The organism is Variovorax pasteuri (assembly GCF_051216435.1).
Lineage (GTDB): Bacteria > Pseudomonadota > Gammaproteobacteria > Burkholderiales > Burkholderiaceae_C > Variovorax.
Window position 1 is genome coordinate 1104797 of the sequence record NZ_JBPJZS010000002.1, and the last position, 26450, is coordinate 1131246.

The window sequence follows — 26450 nt, forward strand, 5'->3', positions numbered from 1 at the left end:
CGGGTGCGGTGTGCGCCGCCATGTTCCGTGTCAACCGTGACAGATCGATTGCATTCGAGCGTTCAAGGGTCGCTATCGCGTGTTCAGCCGCAATTTCGCGCCGTTCGCCGACACGCGGGCCGGGCGAACAAAGCCATAAGTTTTAAATCGAGTGGCGATGCGATGGCCGCACCGAGAATGCGAGCTTCCGCAGCATCGACACCGTTCACACATGCCCATGCCAAAGACCTCCTTTCATCGCATCGCCATCGGCGCACTCGTTCTCTCTGCAAGCACCCTGTCCATGGCAGCGACGCCCGCGGCACCCGCCTCGCAACAACAGCAACAGGCAACGCAAGCCGCAAACAAGGCCGTGCCCGGCGCCCCCGTGCCCGCAGGCTCGCCGCAGGCAGGCCCCATTCACTTCCAGTTCGCCATCTACTACGCCAAGCCCCCGGCCACCGACCCCATGGCCGCGCTGCGCAGCCGGCTCGCCAAGCTCGGCGGCGGACCGAAGCTGCTCGCGGCCATGCCCACGCCGGCACAGGCGACCGAGCCCGTGGTGTTCGCCAACTGGAACACCGCCACCGTGCTGCAGGACTACCGCGCGCCCAGCCTGGACATGCTGCAGCGCTTCGGCCGGGGCCTGTCGCGCGAGCAGGCCGAAGCGCTGCAGAAGGCCGACCGCGCGCTCATCATCGACTTCGCGCACCCGGCGCAGCAGTCGTCCGCCGCCATGCTGAAGGCGCTGCAGCTCGCGCAGCAGGTGGCGCGCGACACCAACGGCCTGCTGTGGGACGAGGAAACACGCGAAGTCTTCACGCCCGATGCATGGCAGACGCGCCGCATCGACTCATGGTCGGGCGGCGTGCCCGACATGTCGCAGCAGACCGTCATCCACGCCTACCGCAGCGACACGCTGGTGCGCGCGATCACGCTGGGCATGGCGAAGTTCGGCCTGCCCGACGTGGTGGTGAGCGACTTCTCGTGGTCGAGCAACCGGCCGATCGGCAGCCTGGTGAACATGTTTGCGCAGGCGCTGGGCGAAGGCGCCACGCTGCCGCGCCCCGGCCAGTACGACCTGAACCTGCGCGCGCTGCGGCATGCCGCGGCACGCGACCCGATGCTCGCGAACCTGAAGCCCAACGCAGCCGCCGTGGCCAGGCTCTCGCTGGTCAACGGCAAGTGGGAAGACGGCGACCCGCGCAACCGGCTGTACGAGATTCGCTTCGACCGCTACGCCGGCCCCGACCGCTACGCGCAGCAGACGGCCATGCTCACCGCGGCCTTCGGCGCCGACGAAGACTCCGTCACGCGGCTCAAGCACAACGACGAGCTGCTCGCCGCCAGCAAGGCCGCCAACGCACAACTGCCCAGGCTGCGCGACGCCTTCGCCAAGGGCCTGCAGCCCGGCGAATACATCCTGGTGAAGGCGCCCTTCGCCACGCGCGACGGCGGCAACGAATGGATGTGGGTGGAGGTGGCGAAGTGGAACGGCGACACCATCGAAGGCCTGCTGAAGAACGAGCCGGTCGACGTGCCCAGCCTGCACGCCGGCCAGATGGTGAAGGTCTCGCAGGCCAAGGTGTTCGACTACGCGCGCCGCCACCCCGACGGCCGCGAAGAGGGCAACGAGACGAGCAAGATCATCGCGCGCATGCAGGGAGGGGCCAGGAAATGAGCACCGTGAAGAACCCGATGCTGCAACGCATCTACCTGCTGCTGGTCGCCGCGGTGGTGCTCGTCGGGTGCTGGGTTGCGCCCATCGACACACCGGCGCGCGAGCAGGTCAACGACGGGCTCAAGCGCGCCTTGACCACCTTTGCCGCGGCGCGCGCGCTGGGCGCCGTGGTGTCGGTGGCACAGGGCACGCAGGTCGATGCCACGCCGGGGGGCGTCGGCGTGAGCTTTGCGCCGGGGCAGGCGCTGAAGCCGCTGAACGAGCTCATCGAGCAGTTCGCGGCCATCATGCTGGCGGCCAGCGTGTCGTTCGGCATTCAGCTGATGCTGCTGAACATCGGCGCGCACCATCTCATGTCGTGGCTGGTGAGCGGCGTGGCGCTGGCGTGGGTGGTGTGGCGCTGGCAGCGCGGACGTTCGCCGCGCTGGCTGCAGTCGCTGCTGATCGGCCTGCTGCTGGTGCGCTTCGCGGTGCCGCTGAGCGCGGTGGCGAACGAAGGGCTCTATCGCGCGTTCATGGCCAGCGACTACCAGACGGCGCTGTCGGGCATCGAGAAGTCGCCCACCGCCGTGGTCGATGCCGCGCAGGAAGCGCCCGTGGCACAGGAGGGCTGGCGCGACCGCGTCGAACGCTGGCTGCCGAAGCTGCCCAACCTGAAAGCCACCTACGACCAGATCCTGAAGTCGGCCTCCGACTGGGCCGAGCGCATCGTGAAGCTGATCGCGCTGTTCGTGCTGCAGACCATCGTGCTGCCGCTGGTGTTCCTGTTCATGGCGTGGCGCCTTGCGCGGGCGGCGATACGCGAGCCGGCCGTTCGGCCTGCGGCAGCGTAGCGGCGCGCGCCGGGCGCCCGGTGCTTCACTCGCAGGCGTTTCGTCCTTCCGGCGAGGCGCGCAGCCGGTTCAGGAAACCCAGCTGCACCTTGGCGGTTTCGCTGCCCTGCGCGGCCGCGCGGCGCATCCACTCGCCGGCCTCGCAGCGGTCGGCCTGCACGGCCATGCCGTAGAGCGTGGGCCCGGTCAGCAGCACCATGCCGAGCATTTCCTGCGCCTCGGCGCTGCCCTCCTGCGCGGCTTGCCTGAGCAGCGCGAGCATGCCGCGGTAGTCGCGCTCGGCCTGTGCCTCGAGCGCCATCTGGTAGCGCTGCTGCGCATGCATCTGCGCGCTTGCATCCGGCGGGCTTGCCGCGCACAGCGCGGCGACCAGGCACAGCAGGCCCGACAGAAAGATGCGCCAGCGCAGCGACCAGCTGGCGATCTGGTTGAGTTCGGATGGCATCGGCGTTCTCCACGAACAAGGTGGGGAGCATCGTCTCGCGACAGCGCCGAAGACAGAAGCTGGAATTCGCACAGGCCGCCTCAGTGGCCGCCTGAGGCCGAGGTGCTCAGCCGGCAGAACTGGATATTGCGCGAAGCAGGCTCGGGCACCCGGCAGGCCACCGAGGTGCTGTGCGCGGCCCACGGCATCGCCGCCCTGCCCTGGCTGGAAATGGCCAGCAACGAGGCCATTGCGCACACGGTGGCCAGCGGCGTCGGCATCTCGATGCTGCCACGCGTGGTGGTGGCCGACATGCCGGCGCTGGGCACGCTGCGCGAGCTGAAGCTCAAGCAAGGGTGGCGCGGTGCTGTCGCGCCCGTTGTACCGGCTGGCGCCGAATAGCCGGCCGCTGGCGCCCGCGGCGCTCAAGATGGTCGAGCTGCTGGAGCCTCAGCGCACCCGGGCGCGCGTGAACAGGTAGTTCTGGTGCATGACGTTGTCGACGAAATACGGCGCGGCCATGGCGTCGAATTCGTCGCGCAGCGCGGCCAGCTTCTGGGGGTCGGCGGCAAGGCTTTCGACGAGCTTCTGCATCGGGCCGATCGAGCGCTCCATGAACATGCGGAAGTGGTCGATGCTCAGCGCCGGGTAGTTCATGGTGCCGCGCTCGAAGAAGGGCGCCTCGAAATGCGGGGCCAGGCGCTCGGCGATCACGGCCGGGTTGCCCCACAGCGGCGGCGGTGAGGCGCCCGCGGGCGGTGGCGGCGAGTTGCGCCCGACAAAGGCGAACATGCGGCCCACGAAATGCTCGGGTGGCCAGGTGGCGAAGGCCACGCGCCCGCCGGGTTTGAGCACGCGCCGCATCTCGGCAATGGCCACCTCGGCACGCGGCGCGAACATGTGGCCGAACTGGCTCAGCACCACGTCGAACGAGGCGTCCGGGTACGGCAGCTGTTCGGCATCCCCATCGGTCCACACGATGTCTTCGTGTTTCGAGATGCGGGCGTTGTCGCGCGCCAGCTCGAGCAGCTCGGGCGTGAGGTCCAGCCCCGTGACCCTGGCGCCCTGGCGCGCCGCCGTGATGGCCACGACACCGGTGCCCGTGCCCACGTCGAGCACCGCCTCGCCCTTGGCAATCTGCGCGAAGCGCACGAGGTGGCCCGCCACCGGCGGCGTGAACATGGCGGTCGGCGCAAAGGTCGACCACATCTGGCGTTGCCGCTGCTTGAACTCTGCGAACGGATCGGTGGACATGCAGCCCTCCATGCCGGCCGCGAAGGTGCGGACGTGGGCGCACTGTAGACCTCGGGCGCATGGCGGCCTAGCCACCGCGCGAAAGAAGCGTAACGCGATGCCGCTGCAGCGTCCGCTTCATGCGCCCGCCAGCGCGACGGCATCGGCGCCCGCCGGGATCCGCATGGGCGCCGCGGGGTCGGTCACGGCGCGCCACACGGCCTCGGCGACGTCCTGCGCGTGCGTCACCGGCGTGCCGGTGTCGCGCACCGCGGCGAACACGCGCTGCCTGAAGTCCGCATAGGCTTCGTGCACGCCGTCGCCCATCCGCTGGCGCGCGTTGTCGCCAAAGCTCGTGCCGGGCGCGCGCCCCGGCAGCGCCAGGCGCACGCGAACCTCGAAGGGCGCCAGCTCCAGGGCCAGCGACTCCGTGAACGCATTCACCGCCGCCTTGCTGCCGGTGTAGACCGACAGCAGCGGCAGCGGCATCAGCGTGACGCTCGACGTGACATTGACGACCACGCCCGAGCGCCGCTGCCGGAACTGCGGCAACACGGCCTGCGTCATCGCGATGGTGCCGAGCGTGTTGGTCTCGAACACCTCGCGGGCGCTGGCCAGCGCCATGCCTTCCAGCGGCGCCAGCAGGCCGACACCGGCGTTGTTGACCAGCGCGGCTATCGGCCCGGCCGCCTCGATGCAGCGTTGCACGCTCTGCGCGTCGGTCACGTCGAGCGGCAGCACGCGAAGCCGCTCCGAGCGGGGCAGCAGGTCGTCGCGCGGCGTGCGCATGGTCGCGACGACATGCCAGCCCTTGTCGAGGAAGAAGCGCGCCGTCTCGAGGCCGAAGCCGGAAGAGCAGCCTGTGATCAGGACGGTGGAAGCGGTGGACATCGGGTAACTCCGTGGGGTTGACGATGCCCTGACGATACGGACCGCAGGCAGGACTTACTACACTCGAAGATCCATTCATTTGTCGAGAGAGTCCAGCATGGTCGACCCGTTGGCGGAAGTGGTGGCGTTGCTGCGCCCGGAGGCGCCGTTCTCGAAGCTCGTCGTCGCGTCGGCTCCCTGGGCCGTGCGCCGCACCGAAACGGGCCGGCCCTTCTACCTGGTCGTGCTCGAAGGCAGCTGCCACCTGACCGTCGACGGCCCGGCGCACAGCGACACCCTCACGCTGAACGCGGGCGACTTCGCGCTGATTCCCGCCGCGCGCAGTTTCGCCACGTCCAGCCTCGACCGGCAGCCGCCGCGAGAAGGAGAGGCCGTCACCACGCCGATCGCGCAGATGCCCGGCGGTGCCCGCGTGGGCGATCCGGCCGCCACGGTGGACGTGCGCATGCGGGTCGGCAACTGCGTGTTCGGCTCGCCGGACGCGGCGCTGCTGGTGTCGCTGCTGCCGCAGTGGCTGCACGTGCGCGGCGAGCCGCGCCTGTCGACGCTGGTGCAGCTGGTGGGCGAGGAGTCTCGCGCCGACCGGCCGGCGCGAGAGATCGTGATGGCCCGCCTGCTGGAGGTGCTGCTGATCGAGGCCTTCCGCTCGTCGGCCAGCACCGCGGCTTCCGCGGGACTGGTGCGCGCCCTGGCCGACACCAAGCTCGCGCTGGCGCTGCGGCGCATGCACGAGCACCCTTCAAACGCATGGACCGTGGCGCAGCTCTCGCGAGAAGCAGGCATGTCGCGCTCGGCCTTCTTCGCGCGCTTCAGCCGCGCGGTGGGTATCGCACCGATGGCGTACCTGCTGGCATGGCGCATGGCGCTCGCCAGGCAGATGCTGCGGCAGCGCGAGCTGGCGATCTCCGAGATCGCCGAGCGCGTGGGCTACAGCTCGGTCAGCACCTTCGGCGTGGCGTTCACGCGGCATGTAGGCGTACCGCCCGGGCGCTATTCGAGGAGCGGGATCGACGAAGCTATGCGGGCGGCCTAGCAGCAGCGCCCCTTGCCCGCGCCGTACCGCGCCTCCAGACGCTCGCGGAAGAAGGCCTCGTAGCTCATGGGCGCCTGGTCCGGGTGCGTGGCGGCCATGTGGGTCAGGTACACGTCGTAGTCGGGCAGCCCGACCATGAGCCGCAGCGACTGCTTGACAGAGCGCGCGATGTAGCGCCCCGCTTCCGGCAATGCGAGGCCCATGGCGTCAGTGCGCCGCCGACGAAGCCGCGCCCATCGGCTCGAACGGCGTCTCGTGCGTGGTCGGCCGGTTGGCCGCGCGCGCTGCCAGGCAGGCCTTGATGCTGTACACCAGCACGCTCAGCACCACGAACATGAAGAGCGCGCACAGCGCGGCGTCGAGCCGGTCGTTGAACACGATGCGCGACATGGCCTCCGGCGTCTTGGCCGGCGCCACCAGCACGCCGTTGGCGATGCCTTCGGTGTACCTGGCCGCATGCGAGAGGAAACCAATCTTCGGGTCGGCCGAGAAGATCTTCTGCCAGCCCGCGGTGAGCGTGCAAGCCAGCAGCCATGCGGCCGGCGCCGCCGCCACCCACGCATAGCGCTCGCGCTTCATGCGGAACAGCACCACCACGCCCAGCAGCAGCGCCACCGCGGCCAGCATCTGGTTGGAGATGCCGAACAGCGGCCACAGCGTGTTGATGCCGCCCAGCGGATCGACCACGCCCTGGTACAGGAAGTAGCCCCAGGCCGCCACGCACAGCGCCGTCGCGACCAGGTTGGCCGGCAGCGAATCGGTGCGCTTGAGCGCGGGCACGAAGCTGCCGAGCAGGTCCTGCAGCATGAAGCGGCCGGCGCGGGTGCCGGCGTCCACCGCCGTCAGGATGAAAAGCGCCTCGAACAGAATGGCGAAGTGGTACCAGAAGGCCATCATGGCCTGCCCGCCGATCACCTGGTGGAGGATGTGGGCCATGCCCACCGCCAGCGTGGGCGCGCCGCCCGCGCGGCCGAGGATGGTGGTTTCGCCCACGTCCTTGGCGGTCTGCAGCAGCATCTCGGGCGTGATGACGAAGCCCCAGCTCGACACCGTGGCCGCCACCTGCTGCGCGGTCGTGCCGACCAGCGCGCCGGGGCTGTTCATCGCAAAGTACACGCCCGGCTCGATGCACGAGGCCGCCACCAGCGCCATCACCGCCACGAACGACTCGGCCAGCATGCCGCCGTAGCCGATGAAGCGCGCGTGGCGCTCGTTGTCGAGCATCTTGGGCGTGGTGCCCGAAGAAATCAGCGCATGAAAGCCCGACACGGCACCGCACGCGATGGTGATGAACAGGAACGGGAACAGGCTGCCCGACCACACCGGGCCGTTGCCCTGCGCGAACTGCGTGATGGCCGGCATCTGCAGCGTGGGCATCACGAACACGATGCCGATAGCCAGCGCGATGATGGTGCCGATCTTCAGGAAGGTCGACAGGTAGTCGCGCGGCGCCAGCAGCAGCCACACCGGCAGGCTCGCGGCCACGAAGCCGTAGCCCACCAGCATCCAGGTGAGCGCCTTGCCGTCGAAGGTGAACAACGGCGCCCACTCGGCGCTCTGGCTCACGGCCTGGCCGCCGAAGATGGCCAGCATCAGCAGCACGAAGCCGATGAGCGACACCTCGCCGATGCGCCCCGGGCGAATGAACCGCAGGTACACGCCCATGAACAGCGCCACCGGCACCGTGGCCGCCACCGTGAAGGTGCCCCACGGCGATTCGGCCAGCGCCTTCACCACGATGAGGGCCAGTACCGCCAGGATGATGATCATGATCATGAAGGTGCCGAACAGCGCGATCATGCCGGGCACCACGCCCATCTCCTGCTTGACCAGGTCGCCCAGCGAGCGGCCGTCGCGCCGCGTGGAGATGAACAGGATGATGAAGTCCTGCACCGCGCCCGCGAACACCACGCCCGCCAGGATCCACAGCAGGCCGGGCAGGTAGCCCATCTGCGCCGCGAGCACCGGGCCCACCAGCGGGCCTGCGCCCGCGATGGCCGCGAAGTGGTGGCCGAACAGCACGTTCTTGTCGGTCGGCACGTAGTCCAGCCCGTCGTTGTGGCGGTGCGCGGGCGTCTTGCGGTTGCCATCCAGGCCCAGCACCTTTTCGGCGATGAACAGGCTGTAGTAGCGGTAGGCAATGAGGTAGGTGCAGATCGCGGCGGCCACCACCCAGAGGGCGTTGACGCTTTCACCACGGGTCAGGGCCACGGTGCCGAGCGCGAATGCGCCGACCACGGCCACGACCAGCCACACCAGATGGCGTCGGATGCTGTGCATGCGGTTGTCTCCAAGATTGAACCCGCAGAGTCTTGCGGGGCTGGAGCCGATGCGCATCCGTCGCACCGCGCGGTGCATGTGCGTGGCTTTGCGTAATGGAAAACCCGCATCACGCGCAAACCGCTGCGCGTTTCAATGCCTTTGGGCCTACACGCACGAACCACGCCAGACCTGAAGATGTCGCCCTGACGCCAGGGAGCACGAGAGATCAACGCATTCGACACCCCCCTACGCTGCTGCATTGCAGGCGGCGGGCCGGCCGGCATGGTGCTGGGCCTGCTGCTGGCACGCGCAGGCGTCCACGTCGTGATGCTGGAAAAGCACCTGGACTTTCTGCGCGACTTTCGCGGGGACACGGTGCATCCGTCGACGCTGGAAATCCTGCACGAACTGGGCCTGCTCGACGCCTTTCTTCAGCGCCCGCACGACCGTGTCGATGAACTGCGCGCCACCTTCGAAGGACAGGACTTTCCGGTCGCCGACTTCACCCACCTGCCCTCGCACAGCAAGTTTCTCGTGCTCATGCCGCAGTGGGAGTTTCTGGACTTCCTGTGCGACGAGGCGCGGCGCTATCCGGGCTTCGAGCTGTGGGCCGACGCCGAGGCCGTGGGCCTGTTGCACGACAACGGGCGCGTGAGCGGCGTGAAGGTGAGGCGCGGCGCGCGAAGCGGCAAGCCGCAGGACGTCGAGCTGCGCGCCTCGCTGGTGGTGGCGGCCGACGGCCGGCATTCGACGCTGCGCGATGCTGCGGCGCTGCCGCACATCAGCTACGGCGCGCCCATCGACGTGCTGTGGATGCGCATTCCCAAACAGCCCGGCGACCCCGATGCCACCGCGGGCCACATTGCCGGCGGGCACTTCCTGGTGACGCTGAACCGCGGCGACTACTGGCAATGCGCCTTCGTCATCCCCAAGGGCGGCCACGAGGCGCTGAAGGCGCGCGGCATCGACGACTTCCATGCCGAGATCGCGAAGATCGCGCCCTTCATGCGCGAGCGGCTGCCGCAGGCGCTGCCCGACTGGAACGCGGTGAAGCTGCTCGAAGTGACGGTCGACCGGCTCGAATCGTGGGCCTGCAAAGGCATGCTGTGCATCGGCGACGCGGCGCACGCCATGTCACCGGTGGGCGGCGTGGGCATCAACCTGGCCGTGCAGGACGCCGTGGCCGCCGCCAACCTGCTGGCCGCGTCGCTCGCGGGCGGCGCCACCGACAAGCAGATCGACACCCTGCTCCCGCAGTTGCAGCGCCGCAGGGAATGGCCCGTGCGCGTGACGCAGGCGGCGCAGCGCATGGTGCAGGACCGTGTGCTGCTGCCGGTGCTGGGCGGCAAGGTCAACACAAAGGCGGGCCATGTGCCGTGGCCGTTGCGGCTGCTGTCGCGCTGGCCGTTGCTGCGCAGGCTGCCGGCGCGCGCGGTGGGCCTCGGTGTGCGGCCGGAACACGTGCAGTCGCCGCGGGCCTGAGCGTTTTTTACGGCTTGTTTACGCAGACGCGTGAACATTCGACGCCGTTTTTATGCCGGCCTTCAGACACTCGATGCATTGCAAATGCATGAGTGAGCAATGGACATCGTTTGGTTGGCCGTCATCGCGGCCGTATGGATCATTTCGGCCGAGACGCTGGTGCGGGTTCGCAAGCTCGATGGTTCGGGCCGGCGCGCCGCCCGGGTGTGACATGGCGTTGAACGCAACGCTCTGGTATCGCGCGGCGGCCTGGGCCCGGCAGGCGCAGGCACGGCCCGACATGACGCTGCTCTGGTCGTGCTGCGGCACACCCGCGCTCGGCGAGCAGACTTTGCTCGGGCGGCATGGCGGGCGCGACGTGCTGGTCGCTTCATGCAGCCATTGCGGGGCGGAGTGGTTGAGCCTGTCGCAGGCGCAGCACACCAGCGACTGGCAGCCCTTGGCACGCAACACGGCATCCGCCGCGCGACCGGCATGCAAGCCGCCACGCTCTATCGACGAGCGGATCGCGTGGCGCCGAAGAAAGCAGCGCGATCTTGAAGACTGAAGACGCAGCCGGCCGCAAGGTAGCCAACGCTCGCGGCGGCGAGCGAAGCCCTCACGCGCCGGGCCGCCGCGCCTGCTGCGGCTGCCGCGACCAGTAGACCCCGTCGAGCCTGTCGAGCCGCACTTCGCCGCCGGTCGACGGCGCATGCACGAAGCGCCCACCGCCCACGTAGATGCCCGCGTGCGAGGGCGTGGAAGAACCGAAGAGCACCAGGTCGCCGGTGCGCAACTGCGACATGTCCACCGGATGCCCGAAGGCGGACATGCGCGCCACCGTGCGCGGCGGCGATTGCCCCACGCTGTTGAGGTACACGTAGCCGATGAGCCCGCTGCAATCGAAGCCGCCGTCGGGCGTGTTGCCGCCGTAACGGTACGGCGTGCCTACAAGCCCGAGCGCATGAATCGCGATGCTGTTCGATTGTTCGTCCGTCAATGGAATGCCGGTGACGACGGGCACCTGCCCCTGGCGCGGCCTGGGGCCCGTGGGGCCGGCGCAGCCGACGATGAGGACGCAAGCCGCAATGGGCAACAGCCTGGGCAGCCACTGCTGCAGCATGCGAAAAGATGACGTGGGCCGGAGTGCGTCTTGCATGGCGGAAGGCGGGTCTGGTGGGCGTTCGCGAACTCTATCGCGGAACGCCCACCAGACCCGCCTTCCTGAAAACGAAACGCCCTTTGCGGCCGGTGCTGCTGCACCGGAGCCGCCAAAGGGCGTCTATGCACACGAGGGTGCGATTTACGCAGCAGGCGCAGCGTTGACCGCGTCCTTCAGCGCCTTGCCGGCGGTGAACTTGGGCGCCTTGCTGGCCTTGATGGTCATCGGCTCGCCGGTCGACGGGTTGCGGCCCGTGCGCTCGGGGCGTGCGGCCACCGAGAAGGCGCCGAAGCCGATCAGTTGCACCGTGTCGCCACCGGCCAGGGCGCGCGACAGGTTGTCGAGGGCGGAGTCCAGAGCGCGGGCGGCATCGACCTTGCTGAGGTTGGTGTCGGTGGAAATGGCGGCGATGAGTTCGGTCTTGTTCAAAACGAGGGGTTCCTTTTTCAATGAGTGAAACAGTGGGGAAAAGTACGTAGCGCCAAAGCGCTACCGGGGCACGAACTTTAAACGCACCGCAGGGGGCCGGCTGCACACGCGCATTTCAAAATTGCAACATCGTGATCGATGTCCGGCAACCGCCGCTTGTGTCTGCTTCAAGCAAACGGCCACCGGCCGCCAAGTTCGTTGTACATGAGAGTTCATCGAGAATGAAATGGTTCGAACATCTTCGAAACGACCCTGTCACACATGTCCATCCTGAAAAAGCTCTTTGGCGCGCGCAATGCCGCGCCCCTACAACCGGTCAGCATCGCCTCCTACGCCGAGGCCTATGCCGCGCATGTTCGCGTTGCGTTGCCGGGCACCGATGTACATGTGGAGCATGGCGAAACGGCCGGCCTCACGCGTGTGCACTGGACCTTTCCCGAAGGCGGCGAGGTCAGCACTTTTCTGGGCAACGCCTATGCGCGTTATCTGCAGCAGCCCGAAGCGATGAACGCGCTCTTTGCCGAACACCTGGCCGATGCACGGCGAATGCACGCGCTGGAAGCCGACGCGCCCGATCGCTCGCTCATGCTTCCGGTCATGAAGACCTTGGCGTGGCGGCAGGCGTCTCAAGCCCAGCTTGCGCGCAGCAATGCGCCCGAGAACCAGCAACCCGTGCTGGCGTCCCTGGCCGGCTCGCTGGTGCTTGCCTACGTGGAAGACACGCCCGAGGCCATGCGCTACATCACGCCGAGCCGGCTCGAGAGCATCGACATGGATTTCGCAACGCTGAACACCACCGCGTTCGAGAACCTGTTGGCCTTTCTTCCGCAACTGCGGATCGAGGGCGGCGGGGGACGCTACGCCGCGCGGCTCGACCACAACTACGACGCGAGCATGGTCCTCGTCTTCGGGCATTGGCGTGAGCGCGTGCCTGTTGCGGGCGACCCCGTCTTCGCCATTGCGGCGCGCGACGAACTGCTGGTGTGCGGCAGCGAAGATGGCGAGTCGGTGGCGGCCCTGCGCGACATGGCGCGAGAGATCGCAGCGAGCTCTGCCTACGGCCTGACGGACGAACTGTTCGTCTGGCGCGAGGGGCGGTTGCAGGTGCTGGACAAGGCCGGCTGAGGAACGCCCACCGGTTCCGCCGTCGAGATGTTGGCGACGTATTGACGACGGCGCAGCGCCGCGTTTATAGTCGCCGCCGCAGCCCGCAATGGTGCTGCCGTAAGCGTTACCGTCATCCAACGCGTCCTTTGTCGAGAGGATCCCAGTGGGGAATATCTCGATCCATAAAGACGCGCATTGGCATGACATCACTTTTCTCACCCGTATCCGTTCGCCCGCTCGGGCCCCCCTCTGCTTTCACCGGCCTCGTGCCCGTGGTGCTCGCGGTGTTCCTGGGCTTTCTTGCAATCAGTGTTCCGCTGGCCGCGCTGGCACTCGAGGTGCGCGATCACCTCGGATTCGGCGCACTCACCGTGGGCTGGGTCATCGGCGCGCAGTCGCTGGCCACCTTGCTGACCCGCCATCAGGCGGGCACCCTATGCGACCAGCGCGGGCCGCGCGCTGCCGTGCTTCTCGGGCTTCCACTGACCGCCTGCTCGGGCCTGGCGTATGCCCTGTCGAGCGTGTTGCCCATCGACCCCGTTGCCAAACTGGCCGTGCTGCTGCTCGGACGGCTGGTGGCGGGCTTCGGCGAGAGCCTGTTCCTGACCGGCTTGATGAGCTGGGGCATCGCGCGCATGGGTGCCGCCCACACCGGCAAGGTCATGTCGTGGACGGGCATTGCGATCTACGCCGCGCTCGGGCTCGGCGCACCGCTGGGGCTGGCCGTGCAAGCGCACCACGGCTTTGCCGGGGTCGGTGTTCTTGCGGTGTTGACCCCTGTGCTGGCCTGGGGCATCGCCGTGCGGCTGCCGGCTGTTCCCGCCGCCGGTGGCCAGCGCGTGCCGTTCCATCGCGTGCTCGGCCTCATCTGGCGACCGGGCCTGGTGCTGGCGCTCGCAACGGTTCCCTATGCCGCGATGGCGGCCTTCCTGACGCTCGACTACGCGGCGCACGGCTGGCCGCACGCCGGCACGGCGCTGCTGGGTTTCGGTGCCGCCTATGTCTTCGTGCGGCTGGTCGGGTCGGGGCTGCCGGACCGCTTCGGCGCAACGAAAGTCGCCGTGGGTTCATTGGCCTTCGAGGCCTTGGGGCAGGTGCTGATCTGGTGCGCGCCCACGCCGGCAATGGCCGTGCTCGGAGCGACGTTGACCGGGCTCGGCTTCTCGCTCGTGTTCCCGGCGATGGGCGTCATCGCGACCCGGTCCGTTCCGCCTGAACAGCGTGGCCGTGCGGTGGGCAACTTCATCGCCTTCGCCGACATCGCGCTGGGCGTGACAGGGCCGGCGGTTGGTTTTGCGACGCAGTGGTTCGGGATATCTGCGGCCTTTCTCGTGGGGGCCGGTGCGACCTGCGCGGCGTTGTGCCTGCTGCCGTCTTTGCGCATCGGCAAGGCGTGAGGCGAGCGCGCCAGACAGGGCGTGGCGCAAGTGCCCGGCTTCGGCGCCGGGCCTCAGAAGCCCGGCGCAGCACGCCAATGCGTGTTCATGTCGCCAGGACCTCCAGCACGCGGCCATGTCCGACAACCCGTCCCTCCCACATCGAGAAGGACGTGCCCACTGCGAAATGCGGCAACGCTTCTTTCGGGGACAGAAACTGAACACCGACTCTCTGCGGTGTGCCTGCGTCGAATGGCAGAGCCACGAAGAATCGAATCGAGAAGCCTTGCTCGCCGACAAGAAACACACCGCGGTATTCGCCTTCATTCAAGGGGCGTTGTCTGCCGCCGTCTGCAGCGGCATCCAGCTCCAGCCCAACGACAATTTCAGGAACAACAGGTGAAGTCATGCTCAAGGCTCTCACGTTCGACTCTTGGTTCCCGAAATACGCGGGCAATCAACACACAGCAGCGGCAGTACACAAAGCCACGCAGCCGAATCAACCGCCCTGCCCGAACTCCCGCGCATGCTCCACCGCATACTTGATGAGTTCCGCCTGCCCCTCGATGCCCAGCCGCCGCTTGATGCTCTGCCGGTGCGCCTCCACCGTGCGCACGCTCAAAGACAGGTCGCGCGCAATCTGCTTGCTCGACTCCCCCCGCCCCAGCGCCGACAGAATCTCGCTCTCGCGCGGCGTGAGCAGGGGCCGCGGCGCCTGCGTGCGAAACAGCTTCTTCGACACGGCCGGGCTCAGGAAGGTGCCCCCCGCCGACACGGCCTCGATGGCCGCGACGATCTCCGCCGCCGGCGCGTCTTTCAGCACATAGCCGCGCGCGCCCACCTGCAAGGCCTTCTGCACGTACTCGGGGTTGTCGTACATGCTGAGCATCACGATGTGCGTGGCGGGCCGGCGTTGCAGCAGCAGCGCAGCAAGGTCGATGCCGTTCATGTCCTTCATGCCGACGTCCATCAGCATCAGGTCGGGTTGAACGCTGTCGATCTGCGCAAGCGCCTCGGCCGCGTTGCCGGCCTCGCCGACGATCTCCAGGTTGGGCATGGAGCCCAGCCGCGCGCGCAGGCCGTCGCGCACCAGCGGGTGGTCGTCGACCAGAAAGAGGCGAACGCTGTTCGTCATGCGGGCACCGCCGCCTCGGCCCGCGCATTGCGCACCGGCACCTCGGCCTCGATGGAGGTGCGCCCGTCGTTGGAGCACACCACGAGCCTGCCGCCGATGGCCTCCATGCGCTCGCGCATGTTGCGCAGGCCGATGCCTCGGCGCGGGTCGAGCTGCACGGCGTCGATGTCGAAGCCGGTGCCGTCGTCGCTCACCTCGAGCCGCACGCCCGCTTCTTCGTCGAAGTTCAGCTCGATGTTCACGTGCTGCGCCTGCGCGTGCTTGCGCACGTTGGTCAGCGCCTCCTGCGTCAGGCGAAAGAGCGCGGTCTTCACCTCGGGCTGCAGCTCGAAGGCTTCGCCGCCGATCATCATCGACGCATCGACGGCGCCTTCTTCGCGAAACTCGTCCACCAGCCGCTCCAGCGCAGCGGGCAGGCCCAGCGTGTCGAGCAAGGCGGGGCGCAGCCGGTGCGAGATGCGGCGCACCTCGATGAGCGAATCGTTCAGCCGCTGCAGCGCCTTGCCCAGCGCGGGCGGCGTGCCCTGGCGCTGGCTGTCGAGCTGCTCGACGGCCGACTCGATCAACAGCTTGGCCGACACCAGCGTCTGGCTGGTGCCGTCGTGCAGCTCGCGTGCGAGGTGGCCGCGCTCTTCTTCCTGCGACTGCACCACGCGCCGCGCCAGCAGGCGCAGCTTGGCCTCGGCCGTGCGCTGCTCGCTGAGGTTCAGCAGCAGCCCGGCGGCGCTCACCGTGCCCAGGCACAGCGCAGCAATGCCGGCAATCCACAGCAGCGTGGCGGTGACGTTGGCGTTCATCTGCCGGTCCAGCGTGTCCATGGTCGACTGGATGTCGTCCAGGTACAGGCCGGTGCCGACCATCCAGTTCCAGCGCGGCATGGCGGTGACGTAGCCGAGCTTGGGCGCCATCTGCGCGCTGGAGGGCTTGCGCCATTCGTACTCGACGTAGCCGCCGCCGTTGTCCTTGGCGCCCTTGATCAGGTCCTGGATGGTGAAGCGGCCGTGCGAATCGCGCATGTCCCAGAGGTTCTGGCCCACCAGCTCGGGCTGGCGCGAGTGCATGAGGGAGTTGCCCTCCAGGTCGTACACGAAGAAGTAGCCGTCGTCGCCGTAGTTCAGCGCGGCCAGCCGGCGCAGCGCCTCGTTGCGGGTGGCCTCGTCGTCCTGGCCCGATTCGTACAGCGGCAGCAGGTTGCTCACGGCCAGGTCGACGTAGCTGCGCAACTCGCTGCGGCGCTGGGCCATGTAGCTGCGCTCGATGAGGGCCCGCTCGCGCTGCGCGAGGTCGTGCTCCTGGTGGCGCACCGCCAGGGCCACCAGCACCAGTGCGACGAGCAGCGGGGCCACGGCCAGCGCGACGATCTTGGAGCGGAGGTTCATCGGGGGGCAAGGCTACCACCGGGGCGTGGCCACGGCCACGGGCCGGTCAGCGCCCGGCGTTCGCCTGCGGCAGCACGCCCCGCTCGACCAGGGCGTCCAGCAGCGCCTCTTGATCCGCGCCGCCCTGCAGCAGCAGATCTCGTCCCTGGCCCTCCTTCGGCCGAACACAGAGAAAGCTGAACTCGTAGCCGAGTCCGCTCACATGGCGATGGCTGACGCGGGCCTGCGGCAAGTCGGCCTGCCATTCGCCGTCGATGCTGCGCAAGCGCGTGCCGTCGAGCTCGAAGGCGCGCACCCGTGAGTGCGAAAAAGTGGTGATACGCGAAAAAGGAACGGCCCACACCAGCCACGCGATCAACGGCATGAGCACGCACAGCCCCACCACGGTCTTCAGGAACCCGGCATCGGAGGCGTTCAGCAGCAACGCGATGCCTGCGGCGCCGGCCAGCGCGTAGCCCGCCCAGACCCAGGCAAGAAAGCACCGCCAGCAGAACACCATGGCACGGGTTTGCAGGGCGGCGGTGCGCGTTCCTTTGGACGTTGTGTTGGGTGTTGCCTGCGCGTTGCTTGCGAGTTCGAGGTAATGGTGGATGGCCGGGGCCAGCTCGTCGACGGGCGCGGTGAGCATCAGCTTCCTGAACGGCCGGGTGTGCACGATCAGGTAGTTGTCGCTGTCGGGAATGCCCTCGAGGGCCAGCACGTCGATCCAGGCGATGCAGCCCAGGCCCTGCACGCTGAGGCCGTCTTCGCCGACCTCGACCTGGGTGCTCGCGTTGAACGGCTCCGGCCTGCGCTCACCCGCTCGCAGCCAGTGCGTTTCGATCCAGATCCATGCGCGCACCACGAACACCAGGCCCACCAGCCACATCGCGAAGAGCGCCAGCCAGGCCACCATGCCCAGCGCGATGTACCAGCCGGTCGCCTCCATGTCGATGACCCACGCCGTGGCCGCGCAGATCAGCACGATGTAGAGCGCGCAGACCAGCAGGGTCGGCCAGATGCGCACCCCGTCGAGCTGGGTGACCTGGATGTGCCGCGAAAAGGCCGGCGGGCCGCCTGCTGATTGCAGCATCGGCGTGGACCCGGGCTATCGGCCCACGGCGACGGCCGCAGGCTGGCCGCGGAACTCGGTCGCGTAGTACAGCAGCGCCAGCGTCACGTAGCCGCCGCCCAGCAGGCACAGGCCGGTCCACCCATGGAAGGCATACACGGCCGCCGCAATGCCCGAGGCAACTGCCGCGCAGATGAAGATGAAGGTCATGAACAGGCCATTGAGCCGACCGCGCAGCTCCGGCGCCAGCATGAACAGGCTGCGGAAGTTCAGCACTTGGCACAGCTGCACCGCACCGTCGAGCAGGATGCCCGCCACCACCAGCCCGGCCAGCGAATGGAAGTGCATGGACACCGCGCCCAGCACGAACGACAGCAGCGCGACCACGATGGCCCAGCCGGTGGCCGGGCGCGTGAGCCCGCGGTCGGCCAGCCGGCCCGCCACGGGCGCGAGCAAGGCACCGGCCGCACCGGCCAGCGCGAACAGCGCAATGCCGCGCTGGCCCATGCCGAACTCGTGCACCAGCGCCAGCGGCACGGCCGTCCAGAAGACCTGGAAGCCGGAGAACATCATTCCCTGGTAGAAGCCGCGGCGGCGCAGCAGCGGCGTGTTCCACACGATGCCGGGCAGCGAGGCCATGGTGCGCGCATAGCCGACCGACGCATGCGGCCGGCGCTCGGGCAGCGCGCGCCACAGCACGGCAATGAGCACGGCCATCAGCGCCGCCGACACCCAGAACACCGCACGCCAGCCCAGCGCCGACGCCACCAGGCTGGCGAAAGGCCGCGCCAGCATGATGCCGCCCAGCAGCCCGGCCATGATGTTGCCGACCACCTTGCCGCGCGAGGACTCGGGCGCGAGGTGCGAGGCGAAGGGCAGCAGCACCTGCGCCGCCACGGCGCACGTGCCCACGAGGAACGAGGCTGCAAGAAAGGTCACGGCCGAGTCCGACAGCGCAATGCCCACCAGCCCGATGACCGCCCCGAACAGCGCCCCCACGATGAGCCGGCGGTTTTCCACCACGTCCGCCAGCGGCACCAGCAGCAGCAGGCCGGCGCCGTAGCCGAGCTGCGTGAGCGTCATGATCAGCCCGGCCAGGCCGGCATGCAGCTGCAGCGTCTCGGAGATGGGGCCGATCAGCGGCTGGGCGTAGTAGATGTTGGCCACGCACAGGCCGCAGGCGATGGCGAAGACCAGCGTGAGGGCCGGGCTGAGACCGGGCGCGTGATGGGCTTGGGCTTGCGCATTGGCCCTGTCCGACGCATCGGCGCGGGCGCTCTGCGCGGCAGTGGGAAGGGGGGCGTCGGGAAGTGGCACGAAGGGCCTCGCTGGCTGGCGGGTGTCGGAAGATATCTGGGGAAAGAGGGGTGGCCAAGGGTTAACCCGGGCCGCGGCACCTTAGCACGGTCACCCGATTCCTGCAGGCCAGCAGCCGCCCGGCTCAGTCCGTGCTGGTCGGCCGCCCCGAGGCCACCCAGGCATCGAGCCCGCCCGTGAGCGGCAGCGCCCGCTTGGCGCCGCGCGACAGCAGCACGCGTGCGGCCTGCGCGGCCGACACCTCGTTGGGGCAGTTGCAGTACAGCACCACGTCGCGCCCCTCGGCATGCGACAGGTCGAGCCCGCGCTGCTGCAGCGCCTTGAGCGTGTACGACTGCGCCCCCGGAATGCGGCGCGGGTCGACCTGCGTGCCGGCCTTGCCCCGCACGTCGATGACCAGCGGCGGCGTTTCACCTTCGAGCAGCGCGTGCAGCTCGTCCACCGAGATGCGCGGCATGCCGGTGAGCCGCATGAAGGCGCGGCGGCGCCAGTAGCGCACCGCCAGAATGATCACCAGCAGCACCGCCAGCGCGACGGTGGCGATGCCGCCGGCCTGCGCCATCACGGCCAGCACCTCCTGGATCTGGTTGCGAAACACCCAGCCCAGCCCGAGGAAGAGCCCCGTCCAGACCAGCGCGGCGCCGATGTCGAAGCCGATGAAGCGCCGCACCGACATGCCCAGCGCCCCGGCCATGGGCGGGGCCACCACCGACACGCCCGGCACGAACTTGGCGGCCACCAGCGACAGGCCGCCCCAGTCGGTGATGAGCGACTCGCCGCGCCGCACGCAGGTGTCGGGCGACAGCGAGATGCGGCACAGCATGCGCATGAAGCGGTAGCCGAAGCGCCGGCCTGCATAGAACCAGGCCGCGTCGCCCAGCAGGTTGGCCACCACCGCGGCCAGCACCACGCCGGGCACCGACACATCGCCCGCCGCCAGCAGCGCGCCGGTGAGCACCAGCACCGCCGCGGCCGGCACGGGCAATCCGAGGCGGGCGGCGAAGCTGACGGCGAACACCACCAGGATCGCGTTCTGCACGAGCAATGACATCAGCTGTGCCATGCCGGGTGTCCTGGAAGTGCTGGGGGTGCGGCGGAATGCCGCGGGATGGGTGGGGGGTTCATGCCACCGGCGATTGTCCGGCATGGCCCAAGAACGTACCCGCGGCAGGCCATTGGCGGACGGCCGTGGACAGCGGCTCTCTCAAGCGGCGCGCGATACGCTGAAGCCGAAGGTATTCAGCCCGTCTTCGCTCGACGCAAAGACCTGCCCGCCATGCATGCTCGCCACCGCCTTCACGATGGCCAGCCCCAGGCCGTGGCCATGGTGCTCGCCGCCGCCGTCGTTGCGCGCCGCGTCCACCCGGTAGAAGCGGTCGAACAGGTGCTGCAGGTGCTGCGCGTCGATGGGCGCGCCGGGGTTGGACACGGTGATCCAGGTCGAGGCGGCCTCCTCGCGCAGCGTGACGGCAATCTGCGCGCCCGGCTTCGAATGCTCGATGGCGTTCTGCAGCAGGTTGGACATGGCGCGGCGGAACAGCGCGCTTTCCAGCCGGGCCTGCGCCAGCACGTCGCCTTCGATGGCCACCTGCGTGCGGGTTTCGTCGAGCACGAACTCGAAGAACTCGATGGTCTTGCGCACCTCCTGCGCCACCGGCGTGAGCACCAGCCCGGTGGCCACCTCGCCGCGGTCGGCGCGCGCCAGGAACAGCATGTCGTTGACGATGGAGCGCACCCGCTCCAGGTCTTCCAGGTTGGCCTGCAGCACCTCCTGGAACTCGCCCGCGCTGCGCTGGCGCGACAGCGCCACCTGCGTGCTGCCGATGAGGTTGGCCAGCGGCGTGCGCAGCTCGTGCGCCACGTCGGCATTGAACGACTCGAGCTGGCCGTAGGCTTCTTCGAGCCGGCCGAGCGCGCCGTTGAAGGCCTCGGCCAGCGCCGACAGCTCCACCGGCAGCGCCCCGGACTGCAACCGCTGGGACAAGGTCTTGGGCCGCAAAGCCTGGGCCTCGCGCGAGAGCTGCTTCACCGGCTGCAGCCCGACGCGGGCGATCCAGTAGCCGGCCAGCGCCACCACCAGCACGGCGCCCAGGCCGAGTGCCACCAGCGCGGTAAGGAATGCATGCCGCGTGTGGGTGTAGGGAGCAGAGTCGCTGCCGACGATCAAGCGCACGGCCGGGCGGTCCAGCAACGGCTCGATGTGCACCGACAAAGTGTGCATCGGCTCCGCGCGGCCCGGCAACAGGATGCTGCCGCGGCCGTCGGCGTCGTGGCTCATGCGCTCGATCTCGGCCAGGCCCTTGCCGTACTGGAAGCGCGGGTCGTCGCACAGCACCCAGAAGCGCACGCTGCCGTCCTCGGGCGTGAGCGTGTCCATCTTGGCCTGCACGCGGGCCCAGCGGTCGACGGTGCCCACGCGGTCGATGGAGTACTGCATGTTCTTGAGCCCGATCTTGAGCTCGTCGTACTGGTGGCGGTCGAGCTCGCGTGCCAGCACGCCGTGCAGCGCGGCGCCGGTGAGCGCGAAGGTGGCCAGCGCCACCGCCGCGAACATCAGGACCAGGCGCGCCGTGATGGAGCGCTTCACAGGGCGGCACCCTCCCCTTCGCCACCGTCGCGCACCTCCATCACATAGCCCATGCCGCGGATGGTGTGCAGCAGCTTGGTGCCGAAGGGCACGTCGATCTTGTCGCGCAGCCGCTTGATGGCCACCTCGACCACGTTGGTGTTGCTGTCGAAGTTCATGTCCCACACCAGCTCGGCGATGGCGGTCTTCGACAATATTTCGCCCTGCCGCCTTGCCAGCACGGCCAGCAGCGCGAACTCCTTGGCCGTGAGGTCGATGCGGGTGCCGCCTCTGAAGGCCTTGCGCGCGAGCAGGTCGACCTGCAGGTCTGCCATGCGCAGCTGCATCGGCTCCTGCTTGCGGCCGCGCCGGTTCAGTGCCTGCAGGCGCGCGAGCAGCTCCAGGAACGAGAAGGGCTTGACGAGGTAGTCGTCCGCGCCCTCGTGCAGGCCCTTGATGCGGTCTTCCACGCGGTCGCGCGCGGTGAGCATGATGACCGGCGTCTGCTTCACGGCGCGCAGCCCGCGCAGCACCGAGAAGCCGTCCTGTCCGGGCAGCATCACGTCGAGCACGATCACGTCGTAGTCGTGCGTGAGCGCCAGGTGCTGGCCGTCGATGCCGTTGTGCGCCGTGTCGACCGTGCAGCCCTGCTCGGTCAACCCCTTGGAGAGGTAGTCCGCGGTTCTGAGCTCGTCTTCGACAATCAGGATCTTCATATTTTTGTGCTCTTGTCTCTCTCCGTCCCTGCCGGCTTCTAGCCGTGCGCTTCGGCCACCGGCGGGGCCTCGCCGGCGCGGGCGGCCTTGCGGGCCTTGCGCGCTTCCTTGCGGCTCAGGTACCAGTAGTGGGCGCGGTCGAGGTACAGGTAGACCACCGGGGTCGTGAACAGGGTGAGTGCCTGCGAGAGTATCAGCCCGCCGACCATCGCGTAGCCCAGCGGGCGGCGCAGCTCGGAGCCCGAGCCGTGGCCCAGCATCAGCGGCAGCCCCGAGAGCAGCGCGCACATGGTGGTCATCATGATCGGGCGGAAGCGCAGCAGGCAGGCCTGGTAGATGGCGTCGTGCGGCGACATGCCCTGCTCGCGCTCGGCCTTGAGCGCGAAGTCGATCATCATGATGCCGTTCTTCTTCACGATGCCGATCAGCAGGATGATGCCGATCAGCGCGATCACGCTCAGGTCGTAGCCCCCCGCCATCAATATCAGCAGCGCGCCCACGCCGGCCGAGGGCAGCGTCGACAGAATGGTCAGCGGATGGATGTAGCTCTCGTACAGCAGGCCCAGCACGATGTACACCGCCACCAGCGCCGCGGCAATCAGGTAGGGCTGCGAGGACAGCGAGTCCTGGAACGCCTGCGCCGTGCCCTGGAACGAGCCGGTGAGCGACTGCGGCAGCCCCATGTCGGCCTGCGCCTTGTTGATGGCGTCCACCGCGTCGCCCAGCGCATGGCCCGGTGCCAGGTTGAACGAGATGGTCACGGCCGGAAACTGCCCCTGGTGGCTGATCGACAGGTAGGCCGTCTTGCTGGTGTCCACCTTCACGAAGGTCGACAGCGGCACCTGCTGGCCGGTGAGCGGCGAGTTGAGGTACAGCTTGCTGAACAGCGCCGGGTCCTGCTGCAGCGCAGGCGTCACTTCCAGCACCACGTGGTAGCTGTTGAGCTGCGTGAAGTACTGCGCCACCTGGCGCTGGCCGATGGCGTCGTACAGCGTGGCGTCGATGGTGGCGGGCGTGATGCCGAAGCTGGCGGCACGGTCGCGGTCGATGGTGAGCACGGCCGACGCGGCGGCGTTCTGCTGGTCGGACGCCAGGTCGGTGATCTCGGGCAACTGCTTGAAGCGCGCAAGCAACTGCGGCGCCCAGGTGTTGAGCTCGTCGAGGTTGGCGTCGGTCACCGTGTACTGGTACTGCGTGCGCGAAGAGCGCCCGCCCACGCGGATGTCCTGCCCCGCCTGCAGGAACAGGTTCACGCCCTGCACCTTGGCCAGCTGCGGACGCAGCCGCGTGATGATCTCGTCGGCCGTGGCCGTGCGGCCTTCGTCCTTCGGCTTCAGGCTGATGAAGAAGTTGCCCGTGTTGTAGGTGGACGAGCTGCCGTTCATGCCGAAGCCGGTCACGTCGGGGTCCTTGCGCACCACGTCGGCCAGTTCGAGCATGCGCGAGTTCATCGACGCGAAGGACGCGTCCTGCGCCGACTCGGCAAAGCCCGAGATGAAGCCGGTGTCCTGCTGCGGGAAGAAGCCCTTGGGGATGATCACGAACAGGAAGCCCGTGGCCGCCACCGTGGCGATGAACGCCATGAGCGTGATGAACTGGTGGTCGAGCACCACGTGCAGCCCGCGCTTGTAGCCGTTGAGCAGGGCGTCGAAGCCGCGCTCGAACAGCTGGTAGAGCCGCCCGTGCTGGCGCCCATGCTCGTTCTTCAGGAAGCGCGAGCACAGCATGGGCGTGAGCGTGAGCGAGATCACCACGCTCACCACGATGGTCAGCGTGACCGTGACGGCGAACTCGCGGAACAGCCGCCCCACGATGCCGCCCATGAGCAGCAGCGGAATGAACACCGCAACGAGCGACACCGAGATCGAGATGATGGTGAAGCCGATTTCGCTCGCGCCCTTGTACGCGGCCTCCATGGCCGTCATGCCCTCTTCCACGTAGCGGTAGATGTTCTCCAGCATCACGATGGCGTCGTCCACCACGAAGCCCACCGCGATGGTCAGCGCCATGAGCGAGAGGTTGTCCAGGCTGTAGCCCAGCAGGTACATGACGGCCACCGTGCCCAGCAGCGCGAGCGGCACCGTCACGCTGGGAATGAGCGTGGCGGGCACGTTGCGCAGGAACACGAAGATCACCGCCACCACCAGCGCAATGGTCAGCAGCAGCGTGAACTCCACGTCCTTCACCGACGCGCGGATGGTCTGCGTGCGGTCGATGATGGCGTTGACCTCCACGGTCGGCGGAATCGAGGCCTTCAGGCGCGGCAGCGCGGCGTTGATGCGGTCCACCGTTTCGATGACGTTGGCACCCGGCTGCTTGGTGATGGCCAGCACAATGGAGCGGCCGTTCTGCACGGTGCTGCCTTCGGGCGCGGCGGCGCCGGCGTAGGCCCAGCCGGCGATCTTGGCGTTCTCGGGGCCGTCGACCGCCACGCCCAGGTCGCGCACGCGAACGGGCGCGCCGTTGCGGTAGGCCAGCACCACGTCGTTCCACGGTTGCGCCTTCAGCAACTGGTCGTTGGTGTAGACGGTGAAGCTCTGGTTGGGCCCGTCGATGGTGCCCTTGGGCGCGTTGACGGTGGCCGACGCGAGCACGGTGCGCACGTCTTCCAGGCTCAGGCCCAGCGCGGCGAGCTTGGCCGGGTCGACCTGGATGCGCACGGCCGGCTTCTGCACGCCGCCGATGTTGACCAGGCCCACGCCGGAGATCTGCGAGATCTGCTGCGCCAGGATGTTGTCGGCGTAGTCGTTCACCTCGGTCAGCGGCAGCGTCTTGGACTGCACCGACAGGATCAGGATGGGCGAGTCGGCCGGGTTCACCTTGCGGAAGGTCGGCGGGCTCGGCAGGTTGGCGGGCAGCTGGCCGGTCGATGCATTGATGGCGGCCTGCACGTCGAGCGCGGCGGCGTCGATGCTGCGGTCCAGGTCGAACTGCAGCGTGATCTGCGTGGAGCCCAGGCCGCTGGTCGAGGTCATCTGCGACAGGCCCGCAATGAGCGAGAACTGCCGCTCCAGCGGCTGCGCCACGTTCGAGGCCATGGTCTCCGGGCTGGCGCCCGGCAGGTTGGCCGACACCTGGATGGTCGGAAAGTCGACCTGCGGCAGCGGGGCCACCGGCAGCAGCGGGAACACCGCCGCACCGACCAGCAGGATGGCCAGTGCCAGCAGCGTGGTGCCGATGGGGCGCTTGATGAAGGCGGCGGAAATGCTCAATTGCCGCTCCCGGCGACTGGCGTCTTGCCGTTCGCATTCTTCGCGGCGGGCGGCGGCTCGACCGTGCTCACGCCGGGCTTGAGCTTGTACTGCCCGTCGGTCACCACGCGCTGGCCGGCCGCGAGGCCCTTGTCGATCACGGCCGTGCCGTCGGCGATCTGCACCACGTGCACGGGCACGTTCTCGGCCTTGTTCTCGGCATCGATCACCCAGACGTAGGTGTTGTCCTGGCCGCGCTGGATGGCGGCCGCGGGCACGGTGAGCGAGTCGGGCCGGCGGTCGAGCTGCAGCCGCACGTTGACGTACTGGCCGGGCCACAGCGTGTGCTGCGGGTTGGCGAAGCTGCCCTTGAGCTGCACGGTGCCGCTGGTGGTGTCGATCTGGTTGTTCAGCAATATCAGCTTGCCGGTGCCCAGCATCTGCGCGCCGCTGCGGTCGTAGGCCACCACGGCGAGCGGCTGGTTGCTTTGCTGCTGCACGCGGTTGATGTCCTGCACCGCGTCTTCGGGCAGCGTGAACTGCACGGCGATGGGGTCGATCTGGTTGATGACGACCAACCCGTTGGCGTCGGTCGCGTGGACGATGTTGCCCGGGTCCACCAGCCGCGCACCCACGCGCCCGTTCATGGGCGACGCGATGCGCGTGAAGCTCAGCTGCACCTCGGCGTACTGCACCTGCGCGGCGTCGTTCTGCACCGTCGCCTGCAGCTGGTTGACCAGCGCCTTCTGGGTATCGACCTGCTGCTGCGTGGCGGCGTCCTGCCCCAGCAGCGTGGTGTAGCGCTGGAGGTCGGCGCGCGCATTGGCGAGCTGGGCACTGTCCTTGGCCTTGGTGGCTTGCGCCTGCGCGAGCTGCGCCTGCAGCGTGCGCGGGTCGAGCTGCGCGAGCAGCTGGCCGGCCTTCACGTCCTGCCCTTCGACGAAGCCGACCTTGTCGAGCTGGCCGTCGATGCGCGCCTTCACCGTCACGGTGGCCATCGAGGCGACCGTGCCGATGCCCGAGCGGTAGACCTGCACGCTCTGCGAGGCGACACGCGCGGTGGTCACCTGCACCGGCGGCGTCTTGGGCGCGTCGGGCTTGGCGGCGTTGGCCGCATGGGGCGCGAGCGCCCAGGCGCCGCCGCCCAGCAGCACCACGAGCGTGGCGGCGGCGAGCCAGGTGGAGCGGCGCTGAAGAAGGGGATGCGTTGCGGTGGTCGTCATG

25 protein-coding genes are annotated in these 26450 nt (G+C 68.6%); 8 read left to right on the forward strand and 17 right to left on the reverse strand.

Annotation, left to right across the window (positions count from 1 at the left end):
* Nucleotides 1-217: 217 nt before the first annotated feature.
* Together ACSFBM_RS12275 and ACSFBM_RS12280 are read left to right on the forward strand one after the other, a co-directional pair.
* Nucleotides 218-1660, forward strand: coding sequence for a DUF2314 domain-containing protein (locus tag ACSFBM_RS12275; protein ID WP_435484585.1), 1443 nt, complete (start codon nucleotides 218-220; stop codon nucleotides 1658-1660).
* The gene (locus ACSFBM_RS12280) at nucleotides 1657-2493 is read left to right on the forward strand and encodes a hypothetical protein (protein ID WP_435484586.1); all 837 of its coding nucleotides are present in this window, start codon (nucleotides 1657-1659) and stop codon (nucleotides 2491-2493) included. Before ACSFBM_RS12275 ends, ACSFBM_RS12280 begins: the two co-directional genes overlap by 4 nt.
* A gap of 25 nt (nucleotides 2494-2518) precedes the next feature.
* Here ACSFBM_RS12280 and ACSFBM_RS12285 read toward each other — a convergent pair whose 3' ends face one another.
* Nucleotides 2519-2938: an SEL1-like repeat protein gene (locus ACSFBM_RS12285; protein ID WP_435484587.1), complete on the reverse strand. Its 420-nt coding sequence runs from the start codon at nucleotides 2936-2938 to the stop codon at nucleotides 2519-2521.
* A gap of 102 nt (nucleotides 2939-3040) precedes the next feature.
* On the opposite strand from ACSFBM_RS12285, the gene ACSFBM_RS12290 reads away from it, so the two are divergent.
* Entirely contained in the window at nucleotides 3041-3319 is a 279-nt protein-coding gene (locus ACSFBM_RS12290) for a LysR substrate-binding domain-containing protein (protein ID WP_435484588.1), read from the forward strand.
* A 48-nt stretch (nucleotides 3320-3367) separates the two neighbouring features.
* On the opposite strand, the gene ACSFBM_RS12295 is transcribed toward ACSFBM_RS12290, so the two are convergent.
* Nucleotides 3368-4171, reverse strand: coding sequence for a class I SAM-dependent methyltransferase (locus tag ACSFBM_RS12295; protein WP_435484589.1), 804 nt, complete (start codon nucleotides 4169-4171; stop codon nucleotides 3368-3370).
* A gap of 117 nt (nucleotides 4172-4288) precedes the next feature.
* Entirely contained in the window at nucleotides 4289-5041 is a 753-nt protein-coding gene (locus tag ACSFBM_RS12300) for an SDR family oxidoreductase (protein ID WP_435484590.1), read from the reverse strand.
* A gap of 97 nt (nucleotides 5042-5138) precedes the next feature.
* Here ACSFBM_RS12300 and ACSFBM_RS12305 point away from each other — a divergent pair, with 97 nt between their 5' ends.
* On the forward strand, nucleotides 5139-6074 hold the full coding sequence (locus ACSFBM_RS12305; protein WP_435484591.1) for an AraC family transcriptional regulator: 936 nt from the start codon (nucleotides 5139-5141) through the stop codon (nucleotides 6072-6074).
* Here the strand turns inward: ACSFBM_RS12305 and ACSFBM_RS12310 are convergent.
* Both ACSFBM_RS12310 and ACSFBM_RS12315 read right to left on the reverse strand, forming a co-directional pair.
* A complete protein-coding gene (locus ACSFBM_RS12310; protein ID WP_435436265.1) occupies nucleotides 6071-6277 on the reverse strand; it encodes a YbdD/YjiX family protein in 207 nt (68 codons plus the stop codon). The two genes, ACSFBM_RS12305 and ACSFBM_RS12310, sit on opposite strands and share 4 nt — an antisense overlap.
* Before the next feature lie 4 nt (nucleotides 6278-6281).
* Nucleotides 6282-8354: a carbon starvation CstA family protein gene (locus tag ACSFBM_RS12315; RefSeq protein ID WP_435484592.1), complete on the reverse strand. Its 2073-nt coding sequence runs from the start codon at nucleotides 8352-8354 to the stop codon at nucleotides 6282-6284.
* 240 nt (nucleotides 8355-8594) lie between these two features.
* Between ACSFBM_RS12315 and ACSFBM_RS12320 the strand changes: the two genes are divergently transcribed.
* Together ACSFBM_RS12320 and ACSFBM_RS12325 are read left to right on the forward strand one after the other, a co-directional pair.
* Nucleotides 8595-9818 (forward strand): FAD-dependent oxidoreductase, encoded by a 1224-nt coding sequence (locus ACSFBM_RS12320; RefSeq protein WP_435484796.1) that lies wholly within the window; start codon nucleotides 8595-8597, stop codon nucleotides 9816-9818.
* Nucleotides 9819-10029: 211 nt separating this feature from the next.
* Complete coding sequence (locus ACSFBM_RS12325; protein ID WP_435484593.1) at nucleotides 10030-10365, forward strand: hypothetical protein; 336 nt, start codon at nucleotides 10030-10032, stop codon at nucleotides 10363-10365.
* A gap of 51 nt (nucleotides 10366-10416) precedes the next feature.
* Here the strand turns inward: ACSFBM_RS12325 and ACSFBM_RS12330 are convergent, their stop codons facing one another.
* A complete protein-coding gene (locus ACSFBM_RS12330) occupies nucleotides 10417-10956 on the reverse strand; it encodes a C40 family peptidase (RefSeq protein WP_435484594.1) in 540 nt (179 codons plus the stop codon).
* Between the two features lie 144 nt (nucleotides 10957-11100).
* Nucleotides 11101-11388 carry an HU family DNA-binding protein gene (locus tag ACSFBM_RS12335; RefSeq protein WP_435436261.1) on the reverse strand — a complete coding sequence of 96 codons (288 nt, stop codon included), beginning with the start codon at nucleotides 11386-11388 and terminating at the stop codon, nucleotides 11101-11103.
* Nucleotides 11389-11649: 261 nt separating this feature from the next.
* Here ACSFBM_RS12335 and ACSFBM_RS12340 point away from each other — a divergent pair, with 261 nt between their 5' ends.
* Both ACSFBM_RS12340 and ACSFBM_RS12345 read left to right on the forward strand, forming a co-directional pair.
* Complete coding sequence (locus ACSFBM_RS12340; protein WP_435484595.1) at nucleotides 11650-12513, forward strand: DUF1444 domain-containing protein; 864 nt, start codon at nucleotides 11650-11652, stop codon at nucleotides 12511-12513.
* 182 nt (nucleotides 12514-12695) lie between these two features.
* Nucleotides 12696-13892 (forward strand): MFS transporter, encoded by a 1197-nt coding sequence (locus ACSFBM_RS12345; RefSeq protein ID WP_435484596.1) that lies wholly within the window; start codon nucleotides 12696-12698, stop codon nucleotides 13890-13892.
* 85 nt (nucleotides 13893-13977) lie between these two features.
* On the opposite strand, the gene ACSFBM_RS12350 is transcribed toward ACSFBM_RS12345, so the two are convergent.
* From ACSFBM_RS12350 to ACSFBM_RS12395, 10 genes are all read right to left on the reverse strand, one after another.
* Nucleotides 13978-14280, reverse strand: a complete 303-nt coding sequence (locus ACSFBM_RS12350; protein WP_435484597.1) for a hypothetical protein — start codon at nucleotides 14278-14280, stop codon at nucleotides 13978-13980.
* 90 nt (nucleotides 14281-14370) lie between these two features.
* Nucleotides 14371-15006 carry a response regulator gene (locus ACSFBM_RS12355; protein WP_435484598.1) on the reverse strand — a complete coding sequence of 212 codons (636 nt, stop codon included), beginning with the start codon at nucleotides 15004-15006 and terminating at the stop codon, nucleotides 14371-14373.
* Nucleotides 15003-16385, reverse strand: coding sequence for a cache domain-containing protein (locus ACSFBM_RS12360; protein WP_435484599.1), 1383 nt, complete (start codon nucleotides 16383-16385; stop codon nucleotides 15003-15005). The genes ACSFBM_RS12355 and ACSFBM_RS12360 overlap by 4 nt, the downstream gene beginning before the upstream one ends.
* 46 nt (nucleotides 16386-16431) lie before the next feature.
* Nucleotides 16432-17457, reverse strand: coding sequence for a hypothetical protein (locus ACSFBM_RS12365; protein ID WP_435484600.1), 1026 nt, complete (start codon nucleotides 17455-17457; stop codon nucleotides 16432-16434).
* A 15-nt stretch (nucleotides 17458-17472) separates the two neighbouring features.
* Nucleotides 17473-18753: an MFS transporter gene (locus ACSFBM_RS12370; RefSeq protein WP_435484601.1), complete on the reverse strand. Its 1281-nt coding sequence runs from the start codon at nucleotides 18751-18753 to the stop codon at nucleotides 17473-17475.
* A 124-nt stretch (nucleotides 18754-18877) separates the two neighbouring features.
* Complete coding sequence (locus tag ACSFBM_RS12375; RefSeq protein WP_435484602.1) at nucleotides 18878-19816, reverse strand: VTT domain-containing protein; 939 nt, start codon at nucleotides 19814-19816, stop codon at nucleotides 18878-18880.
* Nucleotides 19817-19957: 141 nt separating this feature from the next.
* On the reverse strand, nucleotides 19958-21340 hold the full coding sequence (locus ACSFBM_RS12380) for a heavy metal sensor histidine kinase (protein WP_435484603.1): 1383 nt from the start codon (nucleotides 21338-21340) through the stop codon (nucleotides 19958-19960).
* Entirely contained in the window at nucleotides 21337-22035 is a 699-nt protein-coding gene (locus ACSFBM_RS12385) for a heavy metal response regulator transcription factor (protein WP_435484604.1), read from the reverse strand. Before ACSFBM_RS12385 ends, ACSFBM_RS12380 begins: the two co-directional genes overlap by 4 nt.
* Before the next feature lie 38 nt (nucleotides 22036-22073).
* Nucleotides 22074-25247, reverse strand: a complete 3174-nt coding sequence (locus ACSFBM_RS12390; RefSeq protein WP_435484605.1) for an efflux RND transporter permease subunit — start codon at nucleotides 25245-25247, stop codon at nucleotides 22074-22076.
* Nucleotides 25244-26449, reverse strand: coding sequence for an efflux RND transporter periplasmic adaptor subunit (locus ACSFBM_RS12395; protein ID WP_435484606.1), 1206 nt, complete (start codon nucleotides 26447-26449; stop codon nucleotides 25244-25246). Before ACSFBM_RS12395 ends, ACSFBM_RS12390 begins: the two co-directional genes overlap by 4 nt.
* Nucleotide 26450: the final 1 nt, after the last annotated feature.

Bases quoted from the DNA above. Each gene is read 5' to 3' on its own strand.
- ACSFBM_RS12275 (WP_435484585.1), top strand. From the start codon at position 218: ATGCCAAAGACCTCCTTTCATCGCATCGCCATCGGCGCACTCGTTCTC.
- ACSFBM_RS12280 (WP_435484586.1), top strand. From the start codon at position 1,657: ATGAGCACCGTGAAGAACCCGATGCTGCAACGCATCTACCTGCTGCTG.
- ACSFBM_RS12285 (WP_435484587.1), bottom strand. From the start codon at position 2,938: ATGCCATCCGAACTCAACCAGATCGCCAGCTGGTCGCTGCGCTGGCGC.
- ACSFBM_RS12295 (WP_435484589.1), bottom strand. From the start codon at position 4,171: ATGTCCACCGATCCGTTCGCAGAGTTCAAGCAGCGGCAACGCCAGATG.
- ACSFBM_RS12300 (WP_435484590.1), bottom strand. From the start codon at position 5,041: ATGTCCACCGCTTCCACCGTCCTGATCACAGGCTGCTCTTCCGGCTTC.
- ACSFBM_RS12305 (WP_435484591.1), top strand. From the start codon at position 5,139: ATGGTCGACCCGTTGGCGGAAGTGGTGGCGTTGCTGCGCCCGGAGGCG.
- ACSFBM_RS12310 (WP_435436265.1), bottom strand. From the start codon at position 6,277: ATGGGCCTCGCATTGCCGGAAGCGGGGCGCTACATCGCGCGCTCTGTC.
- ACSFBM_RS12315 (WP_435484592.1), bottom strand. From the start codon at position 8,354: ATGCACAGCATCCGACGCCATCTGGTGTGGCTGGTCGTGGCCGTGGTC.
- ACSFBM_RS12325 (WP_435484593.1), top strand. From the start codon at position 10,030: ATGGCGTTGAACGCAACGCTCTGGTATCGCGCGGCGGCCTGGGCCCGG.
- ACSFBM_RS12330 (WP_435484594.1), bottom strand. From the start codon at position 10,956: ATGCAAGACGCACTCCGGCCCACGTCATCTTTTCGCATGCTGCAGCAG.
- ACSFBM_RS12340 (WP_435484595.1), top strand. From the start codon at position 11,650: ATGTCCATCCTGAAAAAGCTCTTTGGCGCGCGCAATGCCGCGCCCCTA.
- ACSFBM_RS12345 (WP_435484596.1), top strand. From the start codon at position 12,696: ATGACATCACTTTTCTCACCCGTATCCGTTCGCCCGCTCGGGCCCCCC.
- ACSFBM_RS12350 (WP_435484597.1), bottom strand. From the start codon at position 14,280: ATGACTTCACCTGTTGTTCCTGAAATTGTCGTTGGGCTGGAGCTGGAT.
- ACSFBM_RS12355 (WP_435484598.1), bottom strand. From the start codon at position 15,006: ATGACGAACAGCGTTCGCCTCTTTCTGGTCGACGACCACCCGCTGGTG.
- ACSFBM_RS12360 (WP_435484599.1), bottom strand. From the start codon at position 16,385: ATGAACCTCCGCTCCAAGATCGTCGCGCTGGCCGTGGCCCCGCTGCTC.
- ACSFBM_RS12365 (WP_435484600.1), bottom strand. From the start codon at position 17,457: ATGCTGCAATCAGCAGGCGGCCCGCCGGCCTTTTCGCGGCACATCCAG.
- ACSFBM_RS12375 (WP_435484602.1), bottom strand. From the start codon at position 19,816: ATGGCACAGCTGATGTCATTGCTCGTGCAGAACGCGATCCTGGTGGTG.
- ACSFBM_RS12385 (WP_435484604.1), bottom strand. From the start codon at position 22,035: ATGAAGATCCTGATTGTCGAAGACGAGCTCAGAACCGCGGACTACCTC.
- ACSFBM_RS12395 (WP_435484606.1), bottom strand. From the start codon at position 26,449: ATGACGACCACCGCAACGCATCCCCTTCTTCAGCGCCGCTCCACCTGG.